General features: G+C 68.2%; 27 protein-coding genes. 9 read left to right on the top strand and 18 right to left on the bottom strand.

Translation table 11 applies throughout. The annotated features are described in order from the left end of the window. Positions 1–90 precede the first annotated feature (90 nt). The 4 genes from ABZ195_RS22470 to ABZ195_RS22455 form a co-directional block, all read right to left on the bottom strand. Positions 91–1,449 carry a hypothetical protein gene (locus tag ABZ195_RS22470; protein WP_355221658.1) on the bottom strand — a complete coding sequence of 453 codons (1,359 nt, stop codon included), beginning with the start codon at positions 1,447–1,449 and terminating at the stop codon, positions 91–93. 94 nt (positions 1,450–1,543) lie between these two features. Continuing rightward, positions 1,544–1,999: a YbaB/EbfC family DNA-binding protein gene (locus tag ABZ195_RS22465; protein WP_355221657.1), complete on the bottom strand. Its 456-nt coding sequence runs from the start codon at positions 1,997–1,999 to the stop codon at positions 1,544–1,546. Between the two features lie 26 nt (positions 2,000–2,025). Next, positions 2,026–2,349, bottom strand: a complete 324-nt coding sequence (locus ABZ195_RS22460) for an ESX-1 secretion-associated protein (protein ID WP_355221655.1) — start codon at positions 2,347–2,349, stop codon at positions 2,026–2,028. Between the two features lie 28 nt (positions 2,350–2,377). Further along, positions 2,378–3,292, bottom strand: coding sequence for an EspA/EspE family type VII secretion system effector (locus ABZ195_RS22455; RefSeq protein ID WP_355221654.1), 915 nt, complete (start codon positions 3,290–3,292; stop codon positions 2,378–2,380). Between the two features lie 112 nt (positions 3,293–3,404). Between ABZ195_RS22455 and ABZ195_RS22450 the strand changes: the two genes are divergently transcribed. After that, positions 3,405–4,412, top strand: a complete 1,008-nt coding sequence (locus ABZ195_RS22450; RefSeq protein ID WP_355221652.1) for a PHP domain-containing protein — start codon at positions 3,405–3,407, stop codon at positions 4,410–4,412. Here ABZ195_RS22450 and dinB read toward each other — a convergent pair. Continuing rightward, entirely contained in the window at positions 4,409–5,641 is a 1,233-nt protein-coding gene (dinB, locus tag ABZ195_RS22445; RefSeq protein WP_355221651.1) for a DNA polymerase IV, read from the bottom strand. The two genes, ABZ195_RS22450 and dinB, sit on opposite strands and share 4 nt — an antisense overlap. 158 nt (positions 5,642–5,799) lie before the next feature. After that, positions 5,800–6,438 (bottom strand): TetR/AcrR family transcriptional regulator, encoded by a 639-nt coding sequence (locus tag ABZ195_RS22440; RefSeq protein ID WP_355221649.1) that lies wholly within the window; start codon positions 6,436–6,438, stop codon positions 5,800–5,802. A gap of 76 nt (positions 6,439–6,514) precedes the next feature. On the opposite strand from ABZ195_RS22440, the gene ABZ195_RS22435 reads away from it, so the two are divergent. Further along, the gene (locus ABZ195_RS22435; RefSeq protein ID WP_355221647.1) at positions 6,515–7,984 is read left to right on the top strand and encodes an NAD(P)/FAD-dependent oxidoreductase; all 1,470 of its coding nucleotides are present in this window, start codon (positions 6,515–6,517) and stop codon (positions 7,982–7,984) included. Positions 7,985–8,050: 66 nt separating this feature from the next. Here ABZ195_RS22435 and rraA read toward each other — a convergent pair whose 3' ends face one another. The 7 genes from rraA to ABZ195_RS22400 form a co-directional block, all read right to left on the bottom strand. Continuing rightward, on the bottom strand, positions 8,051–8,530 hold the full coding sequence (gene rraA, locus ABZ195_RS22430) for a ribonuclease E activity regulator RraA (protein WP_355221645.1): 480 nt from the start codon (positions 8,528–8,530) through the stop codon (positions 8,051–8,053). A 14-nt stretch (positions 8,531–8,544) separates the two neighbouring features. Then, the gene (locus ABZ195_RS22425; protein ID WP_355221643.1) at positions 8,545–9,003 is read right to left on the bottom strand and encodes a hypothetical protein; all 459 of its coding nucleotides are present in this window, start codon (positions 9,001–9,003) and stop codon (positions 8,545–8,547) included. An 85-nt stretch (positions 9,004–9,088) separates the two neighbouring features. Next, positions 9,089–10,003, bottom strand: a complete 915-nt coding sequence (locus ABZ195_RS22420; RefSeq protein ID WP_355221642.1) for a CopD family protein — start codon at positions 10,001–10,003, stop codon at positions 9,089–9,091. A gap of 11 nt (positions 10,004–10,014) precedes the next feature. After that, entirely contained in the window at positions 10,015–10,521 is a 507-nt protein-coding gene (locus tag ABZ195_RS22415) for a copper resistance CopC family protein (protein ID WP_355221683.1), read from the bottom strand. Beyond that, on the bottom strand, positions 10,521–11,162 hold the full coding sequence (locus ABZ195_RS22410; protein WP_355221681.1) for a YcnI family protein: 642 nt from the start codon (positions 11,160–11,162) through the stop codon (positions 10,521–10,523). The genes ABZ195_RS22415 and ABZ195_RS22410 overlap by 1 nt, the downstream gene beginning before the upstream one ends. Before the next feature lie 103 nt (positions 11,163–11,265). Continuing rightward, positions 11,266–11,736, bottom strand: a complete 471-nt coding sequence (locus ABZ195_RS22405) for a hypothetical protein (RefSeq protein WP_355221640.1) — start codon at positions 11,734–11,736, stop codon at positions 11,266–11,268. 68 nt (positions 11,737–11,804) lie between these two features. Further along, on the bottom strand, positions 11,805–12,461 hold the full coding sequence (locus ABZ195_RS22400; protein WP_355221638.1) for a DUF6474 family protein: 657 nt from the start codon (positions 12,459–12,461) through the stop codon (positions 11,805–11,807). 165 nt (positions 12,462–12,626) lie between these two features. Here ABZ195_RS22400 and ABZ195_RS22395 point away from each other — a divergent pair, with 165 nt between their 5' ends. The 3 genes from ABZ195_RS22395 to ABZ195_RS22385 all read left to right on the top strand — a co-directional run bounded on the left by ABZ195_RS22395 (position 12,627) and on the right by ABZ195_RS22385 (position 15,312). Beyond that, complete coding sequence (locus tag ABZ195_RS22395) at positions 12,627–13,637, top strand: hypothetical protein (protein WP_355221636.1); 1,011 nt, start codon at positions 12,627–12,629, stop codon at positions 13,635–13,637. A 62-nt stretch (positions 13,638–13,699) separates the two neighbouring features. Beyond that, a complete protein-coding gene (locus tag ABZ195_RS22390; RefSeq protein ID WP_355221634.1) occupies positions 13,700–14,191 on the top strand; it encodes a DUF955 domain-containing protein in 492 nt (163 codons plus the stop codon). Then, a complete protein-coding gene (locus tag ABZ195_RS22385) occupies positions 14,188–15,312 on the top strand; it encodes a hypothetical protein (protein ID WP_355221633.1) in 1,125 nt (374 codons plus the stop codon). Before ABZ195_RS22390 ends, ABZ195_RS22385 begins: the two co-directional genes overlap by 4 nt. Positions 15,313–15,324: 12 nt before the next feature. Here ABZ195_RS22385 and ABZ195_RS22380 read toward each other — a convergent pair whose 3' ends face one another. The 3 genes from ABZ195_RS22380 to ABZ195_RS22370 all read right to left on the bottom strand — a co-directional run bounded on the left by ABZ195_RS22380 (position 15,325) and on the right by ABZ195_RS22370 (position 17,245). Continuing rightward, positions 15,325–15,723 (bottom strand): helix-turn-helix transcriptional regulator, encoded by a 399-nt coding sequence (locus ABZ195_RS22380; protein ID WP_355221631.1) that lies wholly within the window; start codon positions 15,721–15,723, stop codon positions 15,325–15,327. Positions 15,724–16,236: 513 nt separating this feature from the next. Then, a complete protein-coding gene (locus ABZ195_RS22375) occupies positions 16,237–16,770 on the bottom strand; it encodes a peptidase (protein WP_149479948.1) in 534 nt (177 codons plus the stop codon). Positions 16,771–16,900: 130 nt separating this feature from the next. Further along, on the bottom strand, positions 16,901–17,245 hold the full coding sequence (locus ABZ195_RS22370; protein WP_355221629.1) for a S24/S26 family peptidase: 345 nt from the start codon (positions 17,243–17,245) through the stop codon (positions 16,901–16,903). 22 nt (positions 17,246–17,267) lie between these two features. Between ABZ195_RS22370 and sodN the strand changes: the two genes are divergently transcribed. Continuing rightward, positions 17,268–17,690, top strand: coding sequence for a superoxide dismutase, Ni (sodN, locus tag ABZ195_RS22365; protein WP_355221627.1), 423 nt, complete (start codon positions 17,268–17,270; stop codon positions 17,688–17,690). A gap of 79 nt (positions 17,691–17,769) precedes the next feature. On the opposite strand, the gene ABZ195_RS22360 is transcribed toward sodN, so the two are convergent. Further along, positions 17,770–17,925, bottom strand: coding sequence for a hypothetical protein (locus tag ABZ195_RS22360; protein ID WP_185934890.1), 156 nt, complete (start codon positions 17,923–17,925; stop codon positions 17,770–17,772). Between the two features lie 364 nt (positions 17,926–18,289). Here ABZ195_RS22360 and ABZ195_RS22355 point away from each other — a divergent pair, with 364 nt between their 5' ends. Genes ABZ195_RS22355 through ABZ195_RS22345 form a run of 3 tightly spaced genes read left to right on the top strand, consistent with a single transcriptional unit; the run spans position 18,290 to position 20,569 of the window. Further along, positions 18,290–18,631 (top strand): rhodanese-like domain-containing protein, encoded by a 342-nt coding sequence (locus tag ABZ195_RS22355; RefSeq protein ID WP_355221625.1) that lies wholly within the window; start codon positions 18,290–18,292, stop codon positions 18,629–18,631. A 19-nt stretch (positions 18,632–18,650) separates the two neighbouring features. Beyond that, the gene (locus ABZ195_RS22350) at positions 18,651–19,742 is read left to right on the top strand and encodes a DUF4328 domain-containing protein (RefSeq protein ID WP_355221623.1); all 1,092 of its coding nucleotides are present in this window, start codon (positions 18,651–18,653) and stop codon (positions 19,740–19,742) included. Further along, a complete protein-coding gene (locus ABZ195_RS22345; RefSeq protein ID WP_355221621.1) occupies positions 19,739–20,569 on the top strand; it encodes a glycerophosphodiester phosphodiesterase in 831 nt (276 codons plus the stop codon). The genes ABZ195_RS22350 and ABZ195_RS22345 overlap by 4 nt, the downstream gene beginning before the upstream one ends. Here ABZ195_RS22345 and ABZ195_RS22340 read toward each other — a convergent pair. Continuing rightward, on the bottom strand, positions 20,566–21,111 hold the full coding sequence (locus ABZ195_RS22340; protein ID WP_355221619.1) for a ferritin-like domain-containing protein: 546 nt from the start codon (positions 21,109–21,111) through the stop codon (positions 20,566–20,568). The two genes, ABZ195_RS22345 and ABZ195_RS22340, sit on opposite strands and share 4 nt — an antisense overlap. Positions 21,112–21,144: the final 33 nt, after the last annotated feature.

Below are 21,144 nucleotides of genomic sequence, written 5' to 3'. Positions count from 1 at the left end.
GCGCTCATCAGCGCTCAACACGATCTCGACGGCATGCGGAGTAGGCATGACCCAGTCTAACAACTAGGCCGCAATTAACGACTCAGGACACTAGCTGGGCGCGACGAGCGACGTCAATTCTGTTCCGTCGTCGGATAATTGGACGAGTGATGTGTCGATCCGCCAAACGTCACGGAGCGAGCCGAACGGAGATTGGATCGACCAGAGGACGTCGCACGTCGCGAGGTCCACGGCTTTAGTGACCAGTCCGACGCCTGGGTTACTCGACTGGAAGATAGCTACCTTTCCGTCCGTCGCAAGGTAGCTGGCCAGAGTGAGCTTGCACGACTTGCCCTTCGAGCCGGTGGCGAGATCGTATTGCTGCGCATCGCGCTCGAACGACTTGCCGTCGGCGATCAACGTGGACCCAATGAGCAGCGCTTCGTTGCCGGACTCGAGTCTTTCGATGTCAGCGAGCTTCTTGCCGGCCGGACTAAAGACAGTCGAGAGGGGAGCCGACGCCACGATGGGAATGTCTGTCGACCAGGTGGCGAGGAAACTCGTAGTATTGGCACGGCCCAGTTTCTTGCCGGAGCTGTCGAAGAACTGTACTGCGTCTGGAGTCGACTTGGTCTGCGAGGCAATGACTTCGACCGCGAACCCGCCCGGATAGACCACGGCCGACGCCGAGCTCAGGCCTGGGTCGAGTTCCGGTGTGACGACCTTGCCATCGGCGAGCGAAAAGACGGTGGTTTCGTCCCCACCGGCGGCTTGGGTCGCCAAAGTCTGCGGCGCGACGTTGGTCGCTCGCGACGGCCTCGTGGTCACCTGCCCCTTTCCGGGCACGAACCACGTCGTTTCGGCGCGCGGGCCAATCCCGAACACACCCTGCCCAGTGGTCTGGGCCACTGCATACGAACCAGCCTGGACGACGTGAAGGGCGCCGGACGACGTTCGAAGATCGGTTGGGCCGGTGAAAGTCACAAGACCCGAGCGAGTGTCCACGACCCAAGCAGTTCCGCCTTGGTCGCCGTCCCGAAGGCACACTATGGCCTCGGGCCCATTGAGGAAACACTCGGGCGAGAACGTCGCGGCGTCGAGTCTGACCGGCGCGAACACACGTTCGCCCGTGAGCGCGTCGACGCCGACCAGCCACCATTGACTGCCCGCGGCGTCGGGAGTCCGTGCGATGAGGAACCCACGAGAGCCCTGGTCGCCGACGAAGGGCTGTGACCAGATGGGGTCGGCGCTCGAGGCGAATGTACTTGCGGGCGGTAGACCGACGTTTCCGATGCGTGCCGTCCACCCTGCAACGGGTCGCACGTCCATACGTGAGGCGAGGAACGTCTGAGGTGGCGGTGTCCAGTTCGAATCCCTCGTCGCGCCGAGGGACTCATTGCCGTCGTATTTGCCGGAAACGACGTAGACGGCAATCGCGGCGACGAGCCCCACCAGCGCCACGACTGCCACCAGGATGAGCGCACGGTTCCGCCGCCGCGACGGGGGCCCGGGTGGTGGAGCGGGAGGGAGCGGAGCAGGTGGCGGCACGTAGTTCCAGGTCACGTCAGTCGTCGTCCTGGTAACGAGCCGCAAGGATGCGTGCCTTCTCCGCCAAGACGTCGTCGGGCGCTGGCAGCCCAAGTTCCCGCTCGAGAAGTCCACGCGTGGCGGCGGGGTCGTGGCCGAGTTGCTGCATGAACGCCGCGGTAAATGAATGTTGAGCCGCCAGCGCCTTCTTGCGTGCAAGAGTCGCCAAGACGACGATCTCGTCGGCCAGCTGAGCCTCGCTCCAGTCCGCGACGGAGTGCGCCAACTCAACCGTCACGATTCGCCCGTTCAACATTGCCGTCGTCGACACCGAAGCAGCGGGGTTCGACACCGTGACGAGCAAGGTGTCTATCTCGTCGTCGACGGAATCGAGAGGGGAGTCGGAATCGAGACCTTGGGATGGGGATTCATGGTCACTATCGACATCGTCTTCGATCCACGCCGACCCGAAGTCAGACGTGTGGTCAGTCATCGGCGCGCCTCAGTCGACGTTCGTACTCATACATTGAATACCTCGCCGATGGACCGTCCTTCGCGGTAGTCGACGTCGTTGTAGTTGACCGCCGCGACGTCGAGCTTCTCCTTGAACTCGGTCGACACCGTGTAGAGGGTGTCACCGGCATCCTTCCGAGCGGTCTCGCCCTCGGACATCGCCTGGCTGGCGGCATAACACACCAGTCCGTGGGTGTCCTCAATCTTGGCGGCGACGTCGGCGGTCTCTCGATTGGCGCCCACGATCTTGTTGGCCGCGGTCTCTTGGAAGCCGCCCAGCTCGTTCAGGTGGTCGGTGACGACCTTGAGGTTGAATTCCAGATCAGACACTTGTGTCCTCAGTCGTTGAGCGCAGTGGTCACGGATGTGGGGGCGCGGGGGCGTCATACGGCGTAGCCGGTGGCCCGGTCGGCTGTGGTGTCATTGGCTTGACGGGCGTGTACTTGGCCCCGGGACGAAGACGGGTGGGGAGGTTGTCTTTCTGATCGTTCTCCGGTTTCGCGAACCGTTCCTCGCCAGAGTTGTCCTCCAGGGCCTCGGCATAGGTCTCGGATGCGGTCTTGATCTTCCGCGAGTTCTCCAACGCATTGTGCGCAAGCACCATCATCGTCATGTTCGTGGTGCCCATTGCGGCGGCGACGGCGGCGGAATCTGCGGCCAGCTTGGCCGTATTGAGACCGGGTACGAGCAGCATCCACGAGGTGGCCAATCCATAGTCGTAGAGCCCCTGGGACGCCGTGTCGAGTGTGTTGCGGGCGCGGACGACTTGCTGCGCCTCCGTGTCGAGAACCCTGCCCACCTCGGCGTCGGCAACGGACATATCCGACACCATCTTGCGGTGTGCCTTGCTTCTTTCGTCGTACGTGGTCGCGGCCGCGCCGTCCCACGCATCTGTTTTTACTTCGGCACGGATGAGTGTCTCGACGGCCTCCTCCAGTGTCGTTGCCGACGCGGTGTATCCGGACCCGCCGTGCGGATCGCCCGATCCGGTGAGCTTCTTCTCGCCTTCGATCGCCAGCTGCGCAGCCGAGAGGATTGGCGAATCCGCAAGTTTCCCGAAGGAACCCAGATACTTGGCGGGAACGCGCCCGATCTCGACACCGAGAGCGCCAGCACCCTCGATCACGTCGTTGGCATCGCCGAGGACCTTTCGCCCATCAGTTAGCACACCGTGCAAGTCGCCGGTGGCGAGGTCGCCCAAGAGAGCCGGCACGTCTTCGACACCGCTTCTGATGCCGTTGCCGAGATTGAACAGCTTCTCCAGGATGCTCACGCAGATTCCCCCTCGAAGCCAGCCTAACAACCCTTCGACGACCCCCAACGCACGTCTTTCGGTCGTCCAGCGAGGGGTATCGAATGCCCACGTCTGCGGGCACACTGGACCCGTGGACCCCGTCACGGCACTGCGCCAGATCGCGTACTACAAGGACCGTGCCCGCGAGGACTCTCGCCGGGTGATGGCCTACCGCAACGCCGCCGACGTCGTGGAGCGGCTCGACGACGCCCAGCGCGAGAAGCACGGCAAGGCCAACAGTTGGCAGTCGCTGCCCGGCGTCGGCCCCAAGACGGCCGCGGTCATCGCCCAGGCCTGGGCAGGTCGCGAGCCCGACGTCCTGGTCGAATTGCGTTCCACTGCCAAGGATCTCGGCGGCGGTGAGATCCGCGCGGCCCTCAGGGGCGATCTGCACCTGCACTCGAATTGGTCGGACGGGTCGGCGCCGATCTCGGAGATGATGGCCGCCGCCAAGGCGCTCGGTCACGAGTACTGCGCATTGACCGACCACTCGCCCCGCCTGACCGTCGCGAACGGACTGTCCCCCGACCGGTTGCGCGAACAGCTCGACGTCATCGACGAACTGCGAGAGACGTTCGCGCCCATGCGAATTCTCACCGGCATCGAGGTCGACATCCTCGACGACGGCAGCCTCGACCAAGAGGACGACCTGCTCGAGCGGCTCGACGTCGTCGTGGCCAGCGTGCACTCCAAGCTCAAGATGGACTCCGCGGCGATGACCCGCCGGATGGTGCGGGCGGTCTCCGAGGGCAAGGCCGACGTGCTGGGCCACTGCACCGGCCGACTCGTCGAGGGCAACCGGGGCACCAGGCCCGAATCCGCCTTCGACGCAGAGAAGGTCTTCACCGCCTGCCGCGACCACGGCACCGCCGTCGAGATCAACTCCCGGCCCGAACGCCGCGACCCACCCACCCGGCTGCTCACCATGGCCTTGGAGATCGGCTGCGACTTCTCGATCGACACCGACGCCCACGCCCCCGGGCAGCTGGACTTCCTCGGCTACGGCGCCCAAAGGGCCTTGGACAACGGCGTCCCCGTCGACCGGATCGTCAACACCTGGCCCGTGGAGAAGCTGCTGGCGTGGACGACGGCGGATTAGTCCGGCAGCATCGGCATCTCGAGTCCCGGGTCGCGCCCGATCAGGACGCCGCGCGTCACCGACGCGTTGCCGAACCGCTGGCGCACTCGATCCATCGCCGAGTCGACGGCCAACAGGTGCTCCGGCCTGCCCGTCGTCCTGTGCCCGTCGCCGGAGGACTCGAACGGCAGTTCCAGCTCGAGCTGCTGCGCGCCCTCACGGTCGATGTTGGACACCGCAAAACCGACGAGCGTCAGCCCACGTTCGTTGATCAGCGGCCCCGCGGTGGACACCAAATCCCTTGCCGCCGAAAGGATCGCATCGGTCGAGGCGGTGGCTTGCGGCAGGGTGTGTGACCGGGTGACCCGGCTGAAGTCGTCGAATCGCAAGCGCAGCACGACGGTGCGTCCGGTGCGGTCGGACTTGCGCATCCGTCGCGTGATGCGATCCACCAGGTTCACCACCACCGCGTCGATCTCACTGTGCGACATGGTGTTACCCGATCGTCCGAGCGCCCGCTGTGCTCCGACTGAACGACGCCGGACACCGGTGACGACCCGTCGGCGGTCGATGTTGTGCGACAGCGCGAACAACTGGTGCCCCATGCCGCCGCCGACGATCGACCCGAGCATCGACTCGCTGAGCTCGGCCACGTCGGCGACGGTGTGAATCCCGTGCGCGTGTAGCTTGTCGGCGGTCTTGGCACCCACCCCCCACAGCCGCCGCACGGGCAGCGGATGCAGGAATTCCAGCTCGCGGTCGGGCGGCACCAGCAACAGTCCGTTGGGCTTGCCCTCCTGGCTGGCCACCTTGGCGAGGAACTTGGTGCGGGCGATGCCAACCGTGATCGGCAGGCCGACCTGTTCGCGCACCCGTTCCCGCAGGCGCGCTCCGATCTGCACCGGGGTGCCCGACACCCGCAGCAACCCGCTGACGTCGAGGAAGGCCTCGTCGACCGAGAGTGGCTCGACCAGGGGAGTGGTGTCGTGGAAGACCTCGAACACCGCGGCGCTGGCCTCGGAGTAGGCCGACATTCGCGGTGGTACCACGATGGCGTGCGGGCACAGCGCCTTGGCTTGGCGGCCGCCCATCGCGGTCTTCACGCCGTAGGCCTTGGCTTCGTAGCTGGCCGCCAGCACCACGCCACCGCCGACGATCACCGGCTTGCCGCGCAGCGACGGGTCGTCGCGCTGCTCGACCGAGGCGTAGAACGAGTCCAGGTCGGCATGCAGGATGCTCGCTTGCCCCACTGCTCGATCCCGCCCGTCGGACACGAACACATGTTCCCATGATCGTCCGGCCAGCGAAATGGGTCTCGCCAGACATCAGCGGTGGCGGCGACACGCCGGACGGCCCCGCCGAGGGTTATGTCTCGTCGCGTGGGCGGGCCGGATGGATCCGACGGACGCTAGGGGCTCTCGGCGTAGATGCTGGTCAGCCAGATGTGGACCAGCACGTCCAGGACGTGTTCGGCCGGCACGGACGGCACCTCGGCGCCGAACGACGTCAACATGACCTTCTCGTTGAGCAGATTCAGCGCCGTCGCCAGATCGGCCGACGGCACGGTGTGCGGGGCGGCGCCGCGCGCTCGTTCCACGTCGATGATCGCCGCCCCGTGGGCCACCCACTTCTGCATGAAGGTCGACCACAACGCGCCGACCTCGGGGTTGGTCCTGGACTGTTCGGCGGCCAGCGACACCGCCCGGTGGACGCCGAAGGTACGGACGAAGATCGCGATGCCGTCGCGCCACAGCGTCTTGGCCTCGGCGGGTGGGTTGGCGGTCAGCGCGTCCAATGCCGAGTCGGCCTCGACGACGACTCGCTTTAGCAGCGACAGCAGTACGGCTTCCTTGGACGGGAAGTAGAAGTAGAACGTGGGCCGCGAAAGGCCGGCGCCCTTGGCCAGGTCGTCGACCGAGATCTCGGCGAAGTTCCTGGCCTCGAGCAGGCGCTCGGCGGTCGCGAGAATCGCTGCCTCGCGCTCGTCGCCCGACGGCCGCGTCGAACGACGGCCGCGTGCGGTGCGAGTCGTGCCGGCAGTGGTCATGAGTCGGACTTTACTCGATGTCGAGAGTTTCGACAGGGTGTTGACTGATTCGACACACCGTTGATAACGTGTCGCCATGATCGAACACCTCGACGTCCTGATCGTCGGCGCCGGCATCTCCGGCATCAGCGCTGCCTGGCACCTGCAGGACCGCTCGCCGTCGAAGACCTACGCCATCCTCGAGCGCCGCGAGAACATGGGCGGCACCTGGGACCTGTTCAAGTACCCCGGTATCCGGTCGGACTCGGACATGTTCACCCTCGGCTTCCGCTTCAAGCCGTGGACCTCGGCCAAGGCCATTGCCGACGGCCCGTCGATCCTGTCCTACATCAAGGACGCCGCCGCGGAGAACGGCATCGACAAGAACATCCGCTACCACCACCGGGTGATCGCCGCCGACTGGTCCGACACCGAGAACAGGTGGACCGTCACCATCGACACCGGCGACGACGAGATCACGATGACGTGCTCGTTCTTCTTCGCCACCACCGGCTACTACAACTATGACGAGGGCTACTCGCCGGAGTTCCCCGGGTCCGAGGACTTCGCGGGCACCATCGTGCACCCCCAGCACTGGCCCGAGGATCTCGACTACGCCGGCAAGAAGGTCGTCGTCATCGGCAGCGGCGCGACGGCGATCACCCTCATCCCCGCGTTGGTCAACAGCGGTGCCGGGCACGTCACCATGCTGCAGCGTTCGCCGTCCTACGTCGGCTCCCTGCCCGACGTCGACCCGGTGGCCGTCGCCGCCAACAAGTACCTTCCCGAGAACGTGGCCCACGTGGTCAACCGCTGGAAGGCGATTCTGTTCAGCACCGCCCAGTACCAACTCGCGCGCAAGTTCCCCAACTACATGCGCAAGACGCTGATGACGATGGCGAAGCGTCGCCTACCCGAGGGCTACGACGTCGAGAAGCACTTCGGCCCCAGCTACAACCCCTGGGACCAGCGACTCTGCCTGGCCCCCAACGGAGATCTGTTCAAGACGATCCGCAAGGGCAATGCCGACGTCGTCACCGACACGATCGACACCTTCGTCCCGGAGGGCATCAAGCTGACCTCGGGACAGGTACTCGACGCCGACATCATCGTCACCGCAACGGGTTTGAACATGCAGCTGCTCGGCGGCCTCAAGCCCACCCTCAACGGCGAACCGATCGACCTGACCTCGTTGATGACCTACAAGGGTCTGATGTTCTCCGGCATCCCCAACTTCGCCATCACCTTCGGGTACACCAACGCGTCGTGGACGCTCAAGGCCGACCTGGTCTCCGAATTCGTCTGTCGCGTGCTGAACTACATGGACGACAACGGTTTCGACCGCGTCGTGCCCGAACACCCCGGATCGTCGGTTGGCGAACTTCCCTTCATGGACTTCGCGCCCGGCTACTTCCTGCGGGCGATCGACCAGCTGCCGAAGTCGGGGTCGCGCGCGCCGTGGCGGCTCAAGCAGAACTACCTGCTCGACCTCCGGCTGATCCGCCAGGGCAAGGTCGACGACGAGGCTCTGCACTTCACCAAACACCGTGCGCCCGTGGGGGTCTAAACTCACTCCCTAGACGTCGACGCCCCTCATCCGACCGGATGGGGGGCGTCGACGTCGGCGGGAAGCCTAGGCCGACACGACCACGATTCCGTCGTCGTCACAGTAGGCGATCTCACCGGGGACGAACGTCACGCCGCCGAAGGTGACCGGCACGTCGCGCTGGCCCTCCCCGGTCTTGGTGCCCTTGCGGGGATTGGTGCCCAGGGCCTTGACGCCGAGATTCATCGTCCGCAGTGCAGCGGCGTCACGCACCGCGCCGTGCACGATCACACCGGCCCAGCCGTTGTCGACGGCGAGACCGGCGATCACGTCACCGACCAGGGCCGTGTGCAGCGATCCCTCGCCGTCCACCACCAGGACTCCGCCGTCCCCCGGCTCGGACAGCATCGACTTGAGCAGTGCGTTGTCCTGGAAGCAGCGCACGGTGCTGATGGGTCCGGCGAACGCGGTGACGCCGCCCAGGTCTCGCATCTGCAGGTCGCAGCTGCGGACGTCGGGGTAGATGTCGTCGACGAGGTCTGCCGTGGCGCGCGGTTCGATGGTCACGGCTCGATGCTAGGTCAGTCGTCCTCGGAGCCGCGACGTGCCAGCAAGACGACCAGCAGGGCCACCGCTCCCGCCGCCACCGCGACGATCAGCGGCAGCCGGGAGGGCTCCGGTCCGGGCAGCGGAATCGGCGTCGGCGCGCTGGCGATCGTCGACTTCGCCTGTGCCGCAGCCTCCTTCGCCGGTGAGATGGGGGGTGTCGGCGGCGACGGGACCGTTGCGGCGGGCGGCGGGGGCGCCGGTGCGGGTGGCGGCGGCGCGACCTTCTTGGCCGCCGCCTTCTTCACGGGCGCTGCCTTCTGTGGAGGGGCAGCCTTCTTGGCAGGTGCCTTCTTCGCGGGCGCCTTCTTGGCCGCCTTGGCCGGCGGCGTCTTGGCAGGCGTCTTGGCCGGTGCCGTCGGGGCCTGATCGGCGACGGCGTCCGGCGGCCGGTTCTCAGGCGTCGGACCCTGTCGATCCTGCTCGTCGGCCATGGGGGCTGCTCCTCTGCGGTCTTGCGTCAAAGAGTCGGCGTGCGATGGTTGATCGAAGCCATCATGCCAGTTGGCGAAATCAGGACTAACCGGTCACCGCCAACGCAGCCGCCAGCGTCAGAGCCACCGCCATCACCGCCAGCTCGAGCCGGGACCTGCCCCGCGACACGTCGACCGTGACGCGGTGAGACCGCGCCGCGGGCAACCACCCGGCGCGGTTGCGGGCGGCGAGCACCACCAAGCCGACCGTCACGACCAGCTTCGCGGCCAGCACCCGCCCGTAGGCCGATTCGTAGAGGTCGGCGGGGGAGTGCAGCGTCGTCACCGCCCCCACCACGCCGAAGGCCAGCAGCACGACGACGCACCAGAACGACATCTGCGAGAACCTCGGCAGCACCCGGGCCCACTGACCACGGTGCGTCACCACCAGCACCAACGCGGCGAGGACGCCGCACCACAGCGCCGCCGCCAACGCGTGCACTGCCACCGCCAGTCCACCCCACGGACTCTCGGAGAGGTGACCGACCAGGCTGCGGCCCGCCATCCCGATGGCCGCCGCGCCGACGGCGACCACCCCCGTCGTCGACGACGGCTGGGCACCGCCGGGTGAGGCCAACGCGAGCGCACCCACCACCAGTGCTGCAAGGAGGCAGACCAGACCCGCGCGCCCCACCGCGGTGTCCACGGCGAACACCGCCGTGGTGCGCACCCCGACCCGGGCCGCCGACGAACCCGCTGCCTCCACCGCGCCGAGGAAGAGCCGGATCAGCTCGGCGACCGCCCAGAGCGCGGACACCGCGACGAGCGGTCGCGCGGCGCGCACGGCCAGCTCGTCGCGGTGACGCCCGACGTCGACCGCCGGCACGACGACCAGGCCGAGGGTGGTCACCGCCGCCAGATCGCATGCCGCACGGACCAGGCCGTCCGCCGGCGAACTCTGCGACAGCGCCCAGGCCAACCCGGCGGCACCCCCGACGCACAGGGCGCCGAGAGCAACCACTCGACATCGGGTCACGCGCGCCGCCGCACCGCCAGCCACGCCCCCGCACCGACGATGGCCGCCGCCAGGGCCACGAACGGCCAGACCGGCACCCCGTCCGACGCGTCGGACGAACCGCCGACCTTCGGCCCGGGCGAGCCGGTGCCGGCCACCGTCAGGGTGAACGACCACGCGCCGCTGACCACGTGACCGTCGGCGGAGGTGACGCGGTAGTTGACGGTGTAGCTGCCGGTCGGGCCCAGTGGCAGCAGCGCGACGCTGGCCACGGGGCCCTGTACCTGGACCTGCCCCGTCGACCAGAGGTTGCCGTCCGGCCCGACGACCGTCATCGCCGCGAAGTCGGTCTGCAGCCGTTCGTTGAACGTCGCGCTGACCCGCGCCGGTCCGGCGGCAACGGAACTGTCCGGTGCCGGATCGGCGGCCACGCGAATGGCGTGGGCGGACGCGACACCGGCCCCGGCCAGCGCGGCCGTCGCGAGTGCGATTCCCATCAAGGCGGTGGCCGCCAACCGCCGGATCACGTCCGGCGGCGTCCGGTCAACGCCACGACGAACCCCACGGCGGCGAGCACCAGCGCGCCTCCGGCCAACCACCGTGCGGTGTCGTCCGGCCGGGCCGGCGCCGGAGCCGCGGCGGCGGTCGGCTCCGCGGTGGCCGCAACCGTGGGTGCGGCCGGTGATCCGTGGTCGTCGTCGCCACCGGCCGGGGCGCCGGTCAGCTTCAGTTCCGGTGCGGGGTGTTCGGGCTCGCCGCCTCCCGGCAGAGGTGGCTGGTCCCACCGCACGACGGTGCCGTCCGAGTAGGTCTGGGTGGCCGGCAGGGTCACCGTCGGTTGGTTCGGCAGGGTCACCGAGACGTTGAACAACGCGAACTGGTCGGGTGAGATGCCGACCGACGGTGCGGCCGTCCAGGTGACCGACCGGACCGTGCCGGCGGCGGCGTCGCGGTCCAATCGGGCCGTCCACCCGGGCATGACCTCGGTGCGTGCCGAGGCGACGTTGGGCAGCGTCACGCTGAATTGTGTTGTCAGAGCGCCTGTTTCGGATTCGCCCGGGACGCGGAACGTCAGCACCGAGGTACTGCCCGGTGCTGCGCCGTCGGCGTCGACGTGGACGTGCGCGGAGGCCGTTGCCGAACCGGTCAGTAGCGCGGTGGACATGACTGCGGCGGTGGCGGCGGTCGTGATGAGGGCGCGCGAGGACGCCCGGTGAATGGATCTCATGTGGTTGTGCCTTCGTAGGTCGGAGGGGTCGTTCGGTCGGTTAGACGACGACCGGTGGACCACGATGCGACAACGACGCCGACAGGAGGCGTGCGGACTGAAGGGGTTGATCGGCGCCGTCGACCGGCGACGGGGCCGGTGCGGCGACGGGGAGATGCACGACGCGGGCCGCGGCGACCGTCACCCGCGACAGCGCTGCGGCCAGACGTCCGCCAGCCGAGATCAGGGCGGCGCCGAGCGTTACCGCGACCAGATGGGCGCAGAGCATCGGCAGCGGCGGCGCCCCACCGGCCGCCGAGTGGGCGTGGCCGCTCGAGCTCAGCAGGACGTGGCCGACGAGCTGACCGGCGGACAGGACCGCGACGAGCACCCGGAAGTCGACGGCGTCGCGCACGGTCGCCACCAGGGTTCCAAGGGTGGCCGAGAGCAATGCCAGCACGGCTGCGGTAGGTCCCGACGGCAGGCCACCACCGGCGACGCCATGCGCGGCCACCGCCAGCGCCGCCGTCACCGCCCCGGCCGCCGCCCCAGCTAGGCGGGCAGCCGGCGGGGTACGCCGACGACGGGACTGGCGCTCGATCAGACCACTCCGAGGCGCGCCATCAGATCCGCGTCGACTCCGTCCAACTGCTCGCTGATCGCGGCGTGCGCGGCCTTGCGTCGAGGCGTCGGCATGTTCTCCGCGGCGGTCACCGCGGCGGAGAGGTCGCGCAGGCGGTCGGTCACCGCGGACGTGAACTGCTTGGTCTCGGCGTCCTTCGGCTTCTTGGCCGCGACCTGTGTCAGCGTCTGCTCGGCGCTGGCGATGCGGGCCGACAACGCTCCGCCGGCACCGGAGAACTGGCCCACCTGACTGAGCGGGACGCCCAGCCGGTCGGCCCGCCGCTCGTCGACGAACCCGCGCGCGGCGATCGCGACGCGGTAGGCGATCGGCACCACGATCGGCGCCAGCATCCGCGACACGGTCAACGCCCGGCGGATGCGCGACGCCGACAGCAGCTTGCCCTCGCGGGCCGCCTTCAGTTGGGTTTCGGCCACCTTGAGTGCGGTGCGGTCGCTGGCCCGCTGCGCCTTGAGACCGGCCTTCATGGTCTTGACCTGGCGTCGGGCGTCGGCCTTGATGCGCCGCGCTTCGTTCTTCGCGGAGAGGCGCGCCTCGAGTTTCGCCTTGGCCTTGATGGCCTTGGCCTCGGCACGCCGAGTCGCGCGGCTCTTGCGCCGTCTGAACAGGCCCATCCCGGCTGCCTCCCGGTCATTTCGTCGTGATCTGGCGCTCGTGGGTGCGCTGGTGCCGCCAACACTAATGCCGATGACCGGGAGCCCCCGTTCCGGCCCCGGTCCAGGCCGCACACCCCGCGAAACTCAGCAAACGGCGACCACGACTCGTGCGAGAATCTGCACGTGGCCCAGCGTGTTCGCATCGCCGCGGCGGCATGCGTGGTCGCGACCGGGTTGCTGCTCAGCGGAGCAGGCGCCGCATTGGCCCTGGCCGAGCCCGATACCTCCCACGGCGAGGACGCGGGTGCGGCGCCGGCCGGGCCGACGAGCGGTGCCGCCTCCGATTCCCCGGCCGAACCCTCGGCGACCCCGCCGCCCGGTGCCGGGTCGAGTGCCGGCTCGACGGCGAGCGCGACCAAGCCCACGTCCCCGGTCGGCGACGGCCGAGGTGGGGCGCCGCGCAGCGGTACCGAGCCCAGTCGCGCCCCCGAGACGTCCACTGCACGACCGACCCCCACCACCACCGGCGCCCCGGTGCCGCCCGGCCAAACGGTGACGGTCGACGACCCGGAAGACCATCCGGGATGGGCGTGGTGGCCGTCCTGGTGGCACTGGTGCTGGCCGAACCCGCCAGGCCCCGGCCTGCCGCCGGGTACGGGCGCAGGTGGCGGCACGGGCAACCACGGCGGCGCCACCATCGGAACACCGCCTCGCGGTGTCGGCATCCCGAGATCGCCCGCGCTGCCCGTCGTCCCGGTCGACCCGGCCGGCGACGTCGTCGGCGGATCGTCCACGCCCGCAGCGCAATTGCCGCTGGTCCCCATCACGCTCCCGGCCGTCGTCGCACCGCTCGGCGTAGGAGCGGGCGGCGGCGGAACGGCTGCAAGCGGGGCGGGCTCGGGGCCGTCGGCGCCGCGTCCCACCGGCGGGGGACCCGAGGTTGCCCCGCCACCACGGGTGCGAGAACCCAGCCCGCCGGCGTTCAGCGCCGGCAACGGCGCGATGCCCGCGACCTACCGAGCCGGTTACGGCGACTACCTGCGCACGGCACGCGTCACGGACATCGCCGCGATCGCGGTGCCGGGCGCCGCGGGCATCGTCGCGCTCACCGCTGCCGGCGGTGTGCTCGGGTTCCGACAGGCCCGCGCCGGACGTGCCGTTCGCGCCCACGGCACCGCTCGATTCATGGGTTGACCGATTCACACGGCTTGAGTGGGAAAGGACGGGGATAGTGGAGTCAACGAGAGGGGGTTCGAATGCCAGCCAGTCGTCGCGTCACGCGCGCCGTCAATGAGGTTCTCGACCTCGCGCCCCGGCGAGGCGAGGTGTCCCTCCCACGTCTCGTGGAATCGGTGGCGCAGAGTCGCGGCCGGCCCATCGAGCTGAAGATGGCGGACCTGCCGTCGGGGGTGTGCGGCCAGTGGCGCCAGTACGCCGACCGCGACGTCTTCCTGATCCAGCAGGGCCTGCCCGCCGGAGACCGCACCCTGGCCCACGAGCTGGGCCACCTCGTCCTCGGCCACGAGGGCATCTCGGTGGTGGAGGCGGCCCGGGACCACACCGAGTTCGCGAGCTCCGACCTGATCGGGTACATGCTGAACCAGCGGACCGGATGCATGGGTCCCAGCGGTGAGGACCTCGAGCAAGAGGCCGAGGACTTCGCCGCACTGCTCATCTATCGGCTGGGCCGGCTGCCGTCGGACCGCGCGTCCATCGTGCAGGTGCGCCTCGGAGAGGCGTTTGGTTGATCATCTGGGTGATCGCCGGTCTCCTCGGACTGGCAACCGGCTTGCGCATCGGCTGGGCACTCGTCAACAAGCAGTCTCTGGTCAGCGCGGCGATGATCCTCGCGCTCGGCAGCCTGGGGTTGGTCGCCGCCCTCAACTGGGAGCCGCTGACGCTGTTGATCGACACCCTGGTCCGGTGGCCAAACGTGTCCACCGTGCTCAGCCAGGTCGCGCTGATCTCCTGTGCCGCTGGAAGCTGCGTGATGATCACCTCAGCGGCCTCCGAACGCACCCCGGCGACGATTCGTCGCATCGCCGTCGTCCAATACGGGATCGCCACCCTCATCGCGGCGCTGACGTTGGTGGCGTTCTTCACCTCCGCGCAGCAGCCCGAGATGGCACCGCAGGAGTACCTGCGTCGAAACCTGGGATCCGGTGCGATGACGGTGTCGTGGCTGCTGCCGCTGCTCTACGTCATGCTCGCGCTGACCCTGGTCGCCTGGGCCGGCATGCGTCACTCCAACCGCACTCGACGCGGGCGGGCGCTGTTCGTGTTCACCGTCGGGGTGGCGCTGATGGTGCTGGCCAGCGCGTTCTTCCTGTTGCGGGCCGTGGGCACCACCGAATTCATTGGTGTGGGGGCCGCGGCGACACTTCTCGGTTGCGCGATGCTCGTCGTGGCCAGCGGATCGCTGCTCCCGAGCGTGGAGGACTGGTTCGGGGCGCGGCACGAACTGCGCGTCATCCAACCCCTGCTCGAGGAGCTCAGCCGCAGGCACCCGAACGTCGGCATCGGGGTGCGACCCCGTGGACCGTTGCTGTTCCGGGTCGCCGAACAGATGTCGATGATCTCCGACGCGCTCTACCTGGAGGCCACTCGTGCGCTGGGCGGCGAGGTCGTCGGGGCGGACTCCGACGACGCCAGCATGGACTCACCGGACGTGGACCCGGAGGATCAAGCCCTACGCATAGCGGAATGGGTCGACGCCGGGCGGGAGAATCCCGGGGACGAAGCGGACGCCAAATTCCCCGGACCGCATTGGCTACGCCAGCCGCCGTCGTATTCGGATCGCGAGTGGATCCTGGCCATCGCCGATCAGTATCGAACGCTGGAGAAGAGAGTCAGCGTCACCTCGAGCTGAGTCGGCGTGGTCCTAGTCGTCGAGGTGCTCTTGGCGTCGCAGTTCGTCGACCTTCTGGAAGAGGTCCTGCTGAGCCTCCGGCGAGAGCCCCACGGTGCGAGCCGCGATGCGACGGATGCCCTCGTCGCGCATGCTCGCCAGCCAGGTGAGTTCCTTGTCGAGCTTCTCGTAGTACTCGTCGTCGGTGAAGTACGCCGGCTTGATCCGGAAGAAGTTGGCCAGCGCGGCCATGGTGGCCACCGAGGGGTTGGTGCGGTTGCCCGATCGCAGCTGCGACAGGTACGGCGCGGACATCGTCACACCCTCGGCCTTCAACGCGGCAATGACTTCAGCCGACGTATGGGGACCACGGCCAGGGGGGTAGACGGTGTCGAATAGGCGGTTCAGCCTGGCTGAAAAAGTCATGCTCATCGATCTGTCCTCCACTTAGCGTTACGAGCGGGCGTCCCTTGAGGCGTATTTGCTGATCATCGTAGCGAGACTTCAGCCGACAACCAAGTGCAAACCACCCTAAAGTCGTTCCCACCCCACGGTACTACCCTTCCCTGTGCTGTCTAGCAGCAGTTATCCGAGGACCCCGCCGCGGCGGACTGCATCGCCGCTAAGCCAAAAATGACGCGTGAGTTGTTTTGCCCTATGTACCGGTGCGCTCGTCGCCAAATAGCGGGACCAGGTCTGCGGCCCGGGCAATCCGGGGTTCGCGAGCCATCGACGGCATCGGTGATTTGCTCCTGAAATCGACCGCGCGACGCAAACCTAGCTACCGTGCCCGCCTTCGCGCACGTCAGTCCGCGACGCAGTCACGCGGACTTCGCCGCGGGGCTCGCCGGACTGACAGTAGCCAATGGTCGCTTCCGTCCCAGCGGTCGACGAATCACGCATCAAAGACGTGCGGAGGCGGCCCTCGAGAGCGACGCGGAGGCGCTAAGCCGCAAGCAGCATGGCCAAGACGGCCGTGTCGGGATGCGTGATCGGGTCGACTCCGACCCTGCTGACCATCGAGGTGATGGTGCCGTCGGATTCGGCCTCCACCCACGCCGCCCGGTGGTCGAGACCCAGGTGTGGGAGACCGGGGAGGAGTACGCATCCCGAGGCTGCGCCCGCGCACTCGGGAAGCGACGGCATCGTCTCCGACGGGGGATGCAGCATCAACAGCGCTGGCGGCTGGCGGCTGGCGAAGTAGCCCGGCGGGATCGCGGCGTCGCCCACCACGGTGCCCTCGGCCATGACCAGTCCGACGGTTCCCGGCGCAGGCTCGTCAGGCAGCTCCTCGCGGACGCCGAAGATGGTCGTCGTGGAGAGCAACCCGGGCAGCGACGCGACGCGCACCGCCACGATCAGCAGTTGGGCCCACTCCTTCGTCGAGTCCGGCCACCGGCCCGAGACGACGAAACCCTTCAGTGATCCACCCGAGTGGAATGGTGCGACTTCGATGGCCCCATGGGATCCGGTGTCCATCCTCGCCTCCGATCGGTGCGCAGGGTTGCCGCCCGACACGGCTGTGGGTCGATCACGGAAGTTTGCGGCAGCTGACCGTTGGCACGCAAGAGGACACGACTGCCAGTAACACAACCGACACCGAACCCCGTCAGCGCGCCCGGCGCCCGGCCGAGCGCCACAGGACGCGGTAGGAGCCCTCTGCTCTGACCGGTCCGAAGTCGTGGGAGTCGGACGCGTAGCGTGCCCGCGGATTGTCCGAGCGCGCCTCGAAGACCGCGCCGTGCGACGACGGCTGTACGTCGCCGACCCGCTTGACGAGCCAGCGGGTGGACTTCGTCGGGTCGCGGAACACCCTGATCTGATCGCGTCGGGGCTCGCGGCCGTCGCGAAGGGCCAGCAGCCACTCGCCGGGGCGCAGGGTCGGACGCATCGACTCACCCTCGACGCGAAAGATTCGCAGGGGCCAGCTTCGCGGAGCTTGATTGCCGCTCATGCCCAAAGGGTAAGTTGGACACATGCTTCCTCGACTCTTACCCAACGCAACTTCCGCCCACGCTCACTGCGACCTCTACTGCGGTGTCTACGATCCGGCCCAGGCCAAGATCGAGGCGTTGTCCTGCCTCAAGACGCTCAAGAAGTTCCACGACTCCGATGACGAGCACTTCAAGACTCGCGCCATCATCATCAAGGAACAGCGCGCCGAAGAGGTCAAGCATCATCTGATGGTGCTGTGGGCCGACTTCTTCACCAAGGACCACTTCGAGCAGTTCCCGAACCTGCACCAGCTCTTCTGGGACGGTGTGCACGGCGCGGGCGACGTGAAGAAGTCCACCGACGTGGCCGTCGCCGAGAAGTTGCTCAAGACCATCGACGAGATCTCCGACATCTTCTGGCAGACCGAGAAGGCCAAGGACATGGGCGTGTACCCGCCCGCCTGATCACCACCTACGACGAAGGCCGGCTCCGCGCACTGTGCGCAGGGCCGGCCTTCGTCATGGGCCGAGTGGATGGTCGACGTCAGGTCAGCACGATGAGGGCGAGCACGCCGAGCAGGGCGAGTGCGATTAGGCCGGCCCGCAGGCACGCCATCAGATGGCTGTGTGTGTACACGTGTGCAGACGTGTGCCATTCCGACGGTGGTACGGCTCCTGGCCCCAGTGGATGCGATGCCATCAACAGCTCCTGACCTGCGCGATCAATGTTGTACCCCAGTGAGATCAGTCACAACGGAGGTTAGTGATGGCGATCATAGCCCCTCGTCGAGGGGCGATAGAAATCGGTGGCGGGACCTGAGTTCGATGGTTAGCTGCACGTGCTTTTTCGCTCGACGGGTCGAATCCTGTTGATCGTTCGACGCCGCGAACGCGAGTTGTCCACAGGGGACGCGGGGGCGACGGCGAACGGCCCGGGTCAGCCGGGGTCGGGGAGTTTCGACCCCTGTGCATGAACCTGTGGAAACTGTGGATAGGCCTCTGATTGCTGACGACACCGTGCCAGCATTGAGGCATCCGAAGCCGCGACGAGCAAGGAGTGGGCAGTGACTGACGACACGGTCGGAGAGGTCCAGATCGCCGACGTCCCCGAGACCTTCGACGAGTCGGTGGTGCTCCTCGACGTCCGCGAGGACGACGAATGGCAGCGAGGGCACGTGCAGGGCGCCCAGCACATCCCCATGGGTGACGTGCCGGCGCGCGTCGGCGAGATCGACCCCGACGCGACGCTGTACGTGGTGTGCCACGCCGGCGGGCGGTCGATGCGGGTGTCCCAATGGCTGGCGCGCAACGGCTACGAGCCGCAGAACGTCGCGGGCGGGATGGCGGCGTGGGCCGCGGCCGGGCGAGCGGTCGTCACAGACGACGGCTCAGCGGGCAGCGTCTGAGGAACCGTAGGCTGGTCGCGTGATCCAGGTTTGTTCGCGGTGCGGCACGCGGTGGAACGTCCGCGACCGTCAGCGCGTCTGGTGCCCGCGCTGTCAGGGCTCGCTCCTGCCGCCGACCACCGAGCAGGCGCCGCAGTGGGCGGCCCGGTCCGATGCGTCCAAGCCGGGGGCCGCCGGTCCGTCGCAACGTCTGCCCGCCGGCTACCGCTGGATCGCGGTGCGGCCGGGAGCGCCGCCGCCTCCCCGTCGCACGTCTCGCCCCCTGGGGCCGACGCCCAGGTACGCGGTGATCCCCCGGTGGGGTCTGCAGGACCGGTTCGACCCGCCGGCGCCCGCGGCGGCGGCCGAGCCGCCCAGGACGTCCACCCGCATGGTTCAGCCCACCGTGGTGATCACCCTTCTGGCGTTGGTGTTCGCCGTGGTCGTCCACCTCGCGAACTATGCATTGCTGCTGTGGAACCGCTCCCGGTTGCTCAACCCGATCGTGGCCGGCGCGGCCACCTGGGCCGGGGTCGCCGCCAGCGTGCTGGTGTTCTTCGCGTTGATCGCCACCACCGTGGTGCTGACCAACTGGCTGATCGTTCGGCGCGCGAGCACCTACGCCGCGCATGGCGCCGAGGATCCGCGTCCCGCGTGGCAGCTCTGGGTGTGCTGTCTGGTGCCCGTGGTCAACCTCGTCTGGGCGCCGGTGTTCGTCCTGGAGCTCGCCAGAGTCGAGGGGCGGCTGTCCTGGCTGCGCACCCCGATCGTGGTGTGGTGGTGCGCGTGGTGGGTCAGCTTCCTGGTGTCGGCGTTCTCGTTCGCGACGAGCTTCACCACCGATTCCCAAGGCATCGCCAACAACACGGTCGCCATCACGATTGCCTACCTGGCCGCACTCGCCGCTCTGCTGTTGACCGTGCGGATGTACCAGGGGTTCGAGCATTCTCCCGGCGTCGACCAGCGGCCCACGAAGCGCTGGGTGGTCGTCGCCGACGGCCCTCGGAACGACTCCACGCCGTCACCGGAACCCCCCGCGGACCCCGAGCCGCTCGACGACGAAGCCGAAACCGCGACTCACGCGGAGCCGGACCAGAAGCAACCGGCGGCATCGGGCATCATCAGCACATGACTTCGGCCGACGGGGCAGTGGGCGGCCACCCGTTCGTGGTGGCGCACCGGGGCGCATCGGCAGAACGCCCCGAGCACACCGTCGCGGCCTACGAGCTTGCGCTGAAGGAAGGCGCCGACGGCGTCGAGTGCGACGTGCGCCTCACGCGCGACGGTCACCTCGTGTGCGTCCACGACCGGCGCATCGACCGAACGTCGAACGGCACCGGTCTGGTGAGCGACATGACGCTCGCCGAATTGCGTGAGTTCGATTATGGCGCTTGGCATTCCAGCGCGACCGCCGAGGGCGGGCAAGGCGAGACGGGGCTGCTGACCCTCGACGACCTGCTCGGGCTGGTCTTGGACTGGAACCGGCCGGTCAAGATCTTCATCGAGACCAAGCACCCCGTCCGCTACGGCGCACTGGTGGAGAGCAAGGTGCTGGCGTTGCTGCACCGCTACGGCATCGCGTCACCAGCGTCGGCTGATCTCTCCCGGGCCGTGGTGATCTCCTTCTCGGCGGCCGCGGTGTGGCGGATCCGCCGGGCGGCACCGATGCTGCCGACGGTGCTGCTGGGTGACACGTCGCGCTACCTGGGCGGCAGCGCGGCGACGACGGTCGGCGCCACCGCGGTGGGACCGTCGATCGCCACGCTGCGTGAGCACCCCGAACTCGTCGACCGGGCCGCTGCCCACGGCAGGGCGCTGTACTGCTGGACCGTGGACCACTACGAGGACGTGCGCTACTGCCGCGAGGTCGGGGTGGCGTGGGTAGCCACCAATCACCCGGGCCGCACCAAGGACTGGCTGCAGAACGGGTTGACCGAGGCCCGGCCGGACGGCGCTTAGAGCCTGCCGCCGGCGGCCTTGGGAGCGGTCGCGTCGGCCTCTTCGGCGCCGATCTCGCGGGCGACGAAGTCCTCCAGGTGGAAGAGGTCGGCACCGGCGCGCTCGCTGACCCGGACCAGAGTCGTCATCAGCGCGACTTCCTCGACCTGTTCCTTGAGGAACCACTGCATGAACTGCTCGCCGAGGTAGTCGTGCTCGTCACGGGCGACGGCGGCGAGGCGGCTGATGTGCTCGGTGACGGTCCGCTCCTGCTCGAGCGCGAGGCGCAGCGCCTCGGTCGGCGTGGTGAACGCGTTGCGCACCGCGTCGGTGCCGGGGATCTCCACCTCGACGTCGCGGTCGATGAGGTACTGGACGAGCATCATCGCGTGGTTGCGCTCGTCGAGGGCCTGAGCGTAGAAGTGCTTCGCGAGTTGGGGGAGATCGGCGGCGTCGAAGTGAACGGCGATCGCGGTGTATTGCTGCGAAGCGGTGAACTCCATGCGGATCTGCTCCTGTAGCAGGTGGTGGAACTTGGTCTCGTGGGTGGCAGATTCGCTCATGGCGATGACGCTAGTGCAGGTCAAGGACCACTG

Source organism: Mycobacterium sp. NPDC006124 (genome assembly GCF_040614235.1).
GTDB lineage: Bacteria > Actinomycetota > Actinomycetes > Mycobacteriales > Mycobacteriaceae > Mycobacterium.
This window is presented reverse-complemented; position numbering and strand designations above follow the sequence as displayed.

Coding starts and splice junctions, on each gene's coding strand:
- ABZ195_RS22465 (WP_355221657.1), bottom strand. CDS start 1,999: ATGACTGACCACACGTCTGACTTCGGGTCGGCGTGGATCGAAGACGAT.
- ABZ195_RS22440 (WP_355221649.1), bottom strand. CDS start 6,438: ATGACCACTGCCGGCACGACTCGCACCGCACGCGGCCGTCGTTCGACG.
- ABZ195_RS22435 (WP_355221647.1), top strand. CDS start 6,515: ATGATCGAACACCTCGACGTCCTGATCGTCGGCGCCGGCATCTCCGGC.
- ABZ195_RS22425 (WP_355221643.1), bottom strand. CDS start 9,003: ATGGCCGACGAGCAGGATCGACAGGGTCCGACGCCTGAGAACCGGCCG.
- ABZ195_RS22410 (WP_355221681.1), bottom strand. CDS start 11,162: ATGTCCACCGCGCTACTGACCGGTTCGGCAACGGCCTCCGCGCACGTC.
- ABZ195_RS22400 (WP_355221638.1), bottom strand. CDS start 12,461: ATGGGCCTGTTCAGACGGCGCAAGAGCCGCGCGACTCGGCGTGCCGAG.
- ABZ195_RS22390 (WP_355221634.1), top strand. CDS start 13,700: ATGCCAGCCAGTCGTCGCGTCACGCGCGCCGTCAATGAGGTTCTCGAC.
- ABZ195_RS22380 (WP_355221631.1), bottom strand. CDS start 15,723: ATGAGCATGACTTTTTCAGCCAGGCTGAACCGCCTATTCGACACCGTC.
- ABZ195_RS22375 (WP_149479948.1), bottom strand. CDS start 16,770: ATGGACACCGGATCCCATGGGGCCATCGAAGTCGCACCATTCCACTCG.
- ABZ195_RS22370 (WP_355221629.1), bottom strand. CDS start 17,245: ATGAGCGGCAATCAAGCTCCGCGAAGCTGGCCCCTGCGAATCTTTCGC.
- sodN (WP_355221627.1), top strand. CDS start 17,268: ATGCTTCCTCGACTCTTACCCAACGCAACTTCCGCCCACGCTCACTGC.
- ABZ195_RS22360 (WP_185934890.1), bottom strand. CDS start 17,925: ATGGCATCGCATCCACTGGGGCCAGGAGCCGTACCACCGTCGGAATGG.
- ABZ195_RS22345 (WP_355221621.1), top strand. CDS start 19,739: ATGACTTCGGCCGACGGGGCAGTGGGCGGCCACCCGTTCGTGGTGGCG.
- ABZ195_RS22340 (WP_355221619.1), bottom strand. CDS start 21,111: ATGAGCGAATCTGCCACCCACGAGACCAAGTTCCACCACCTGCTACAG.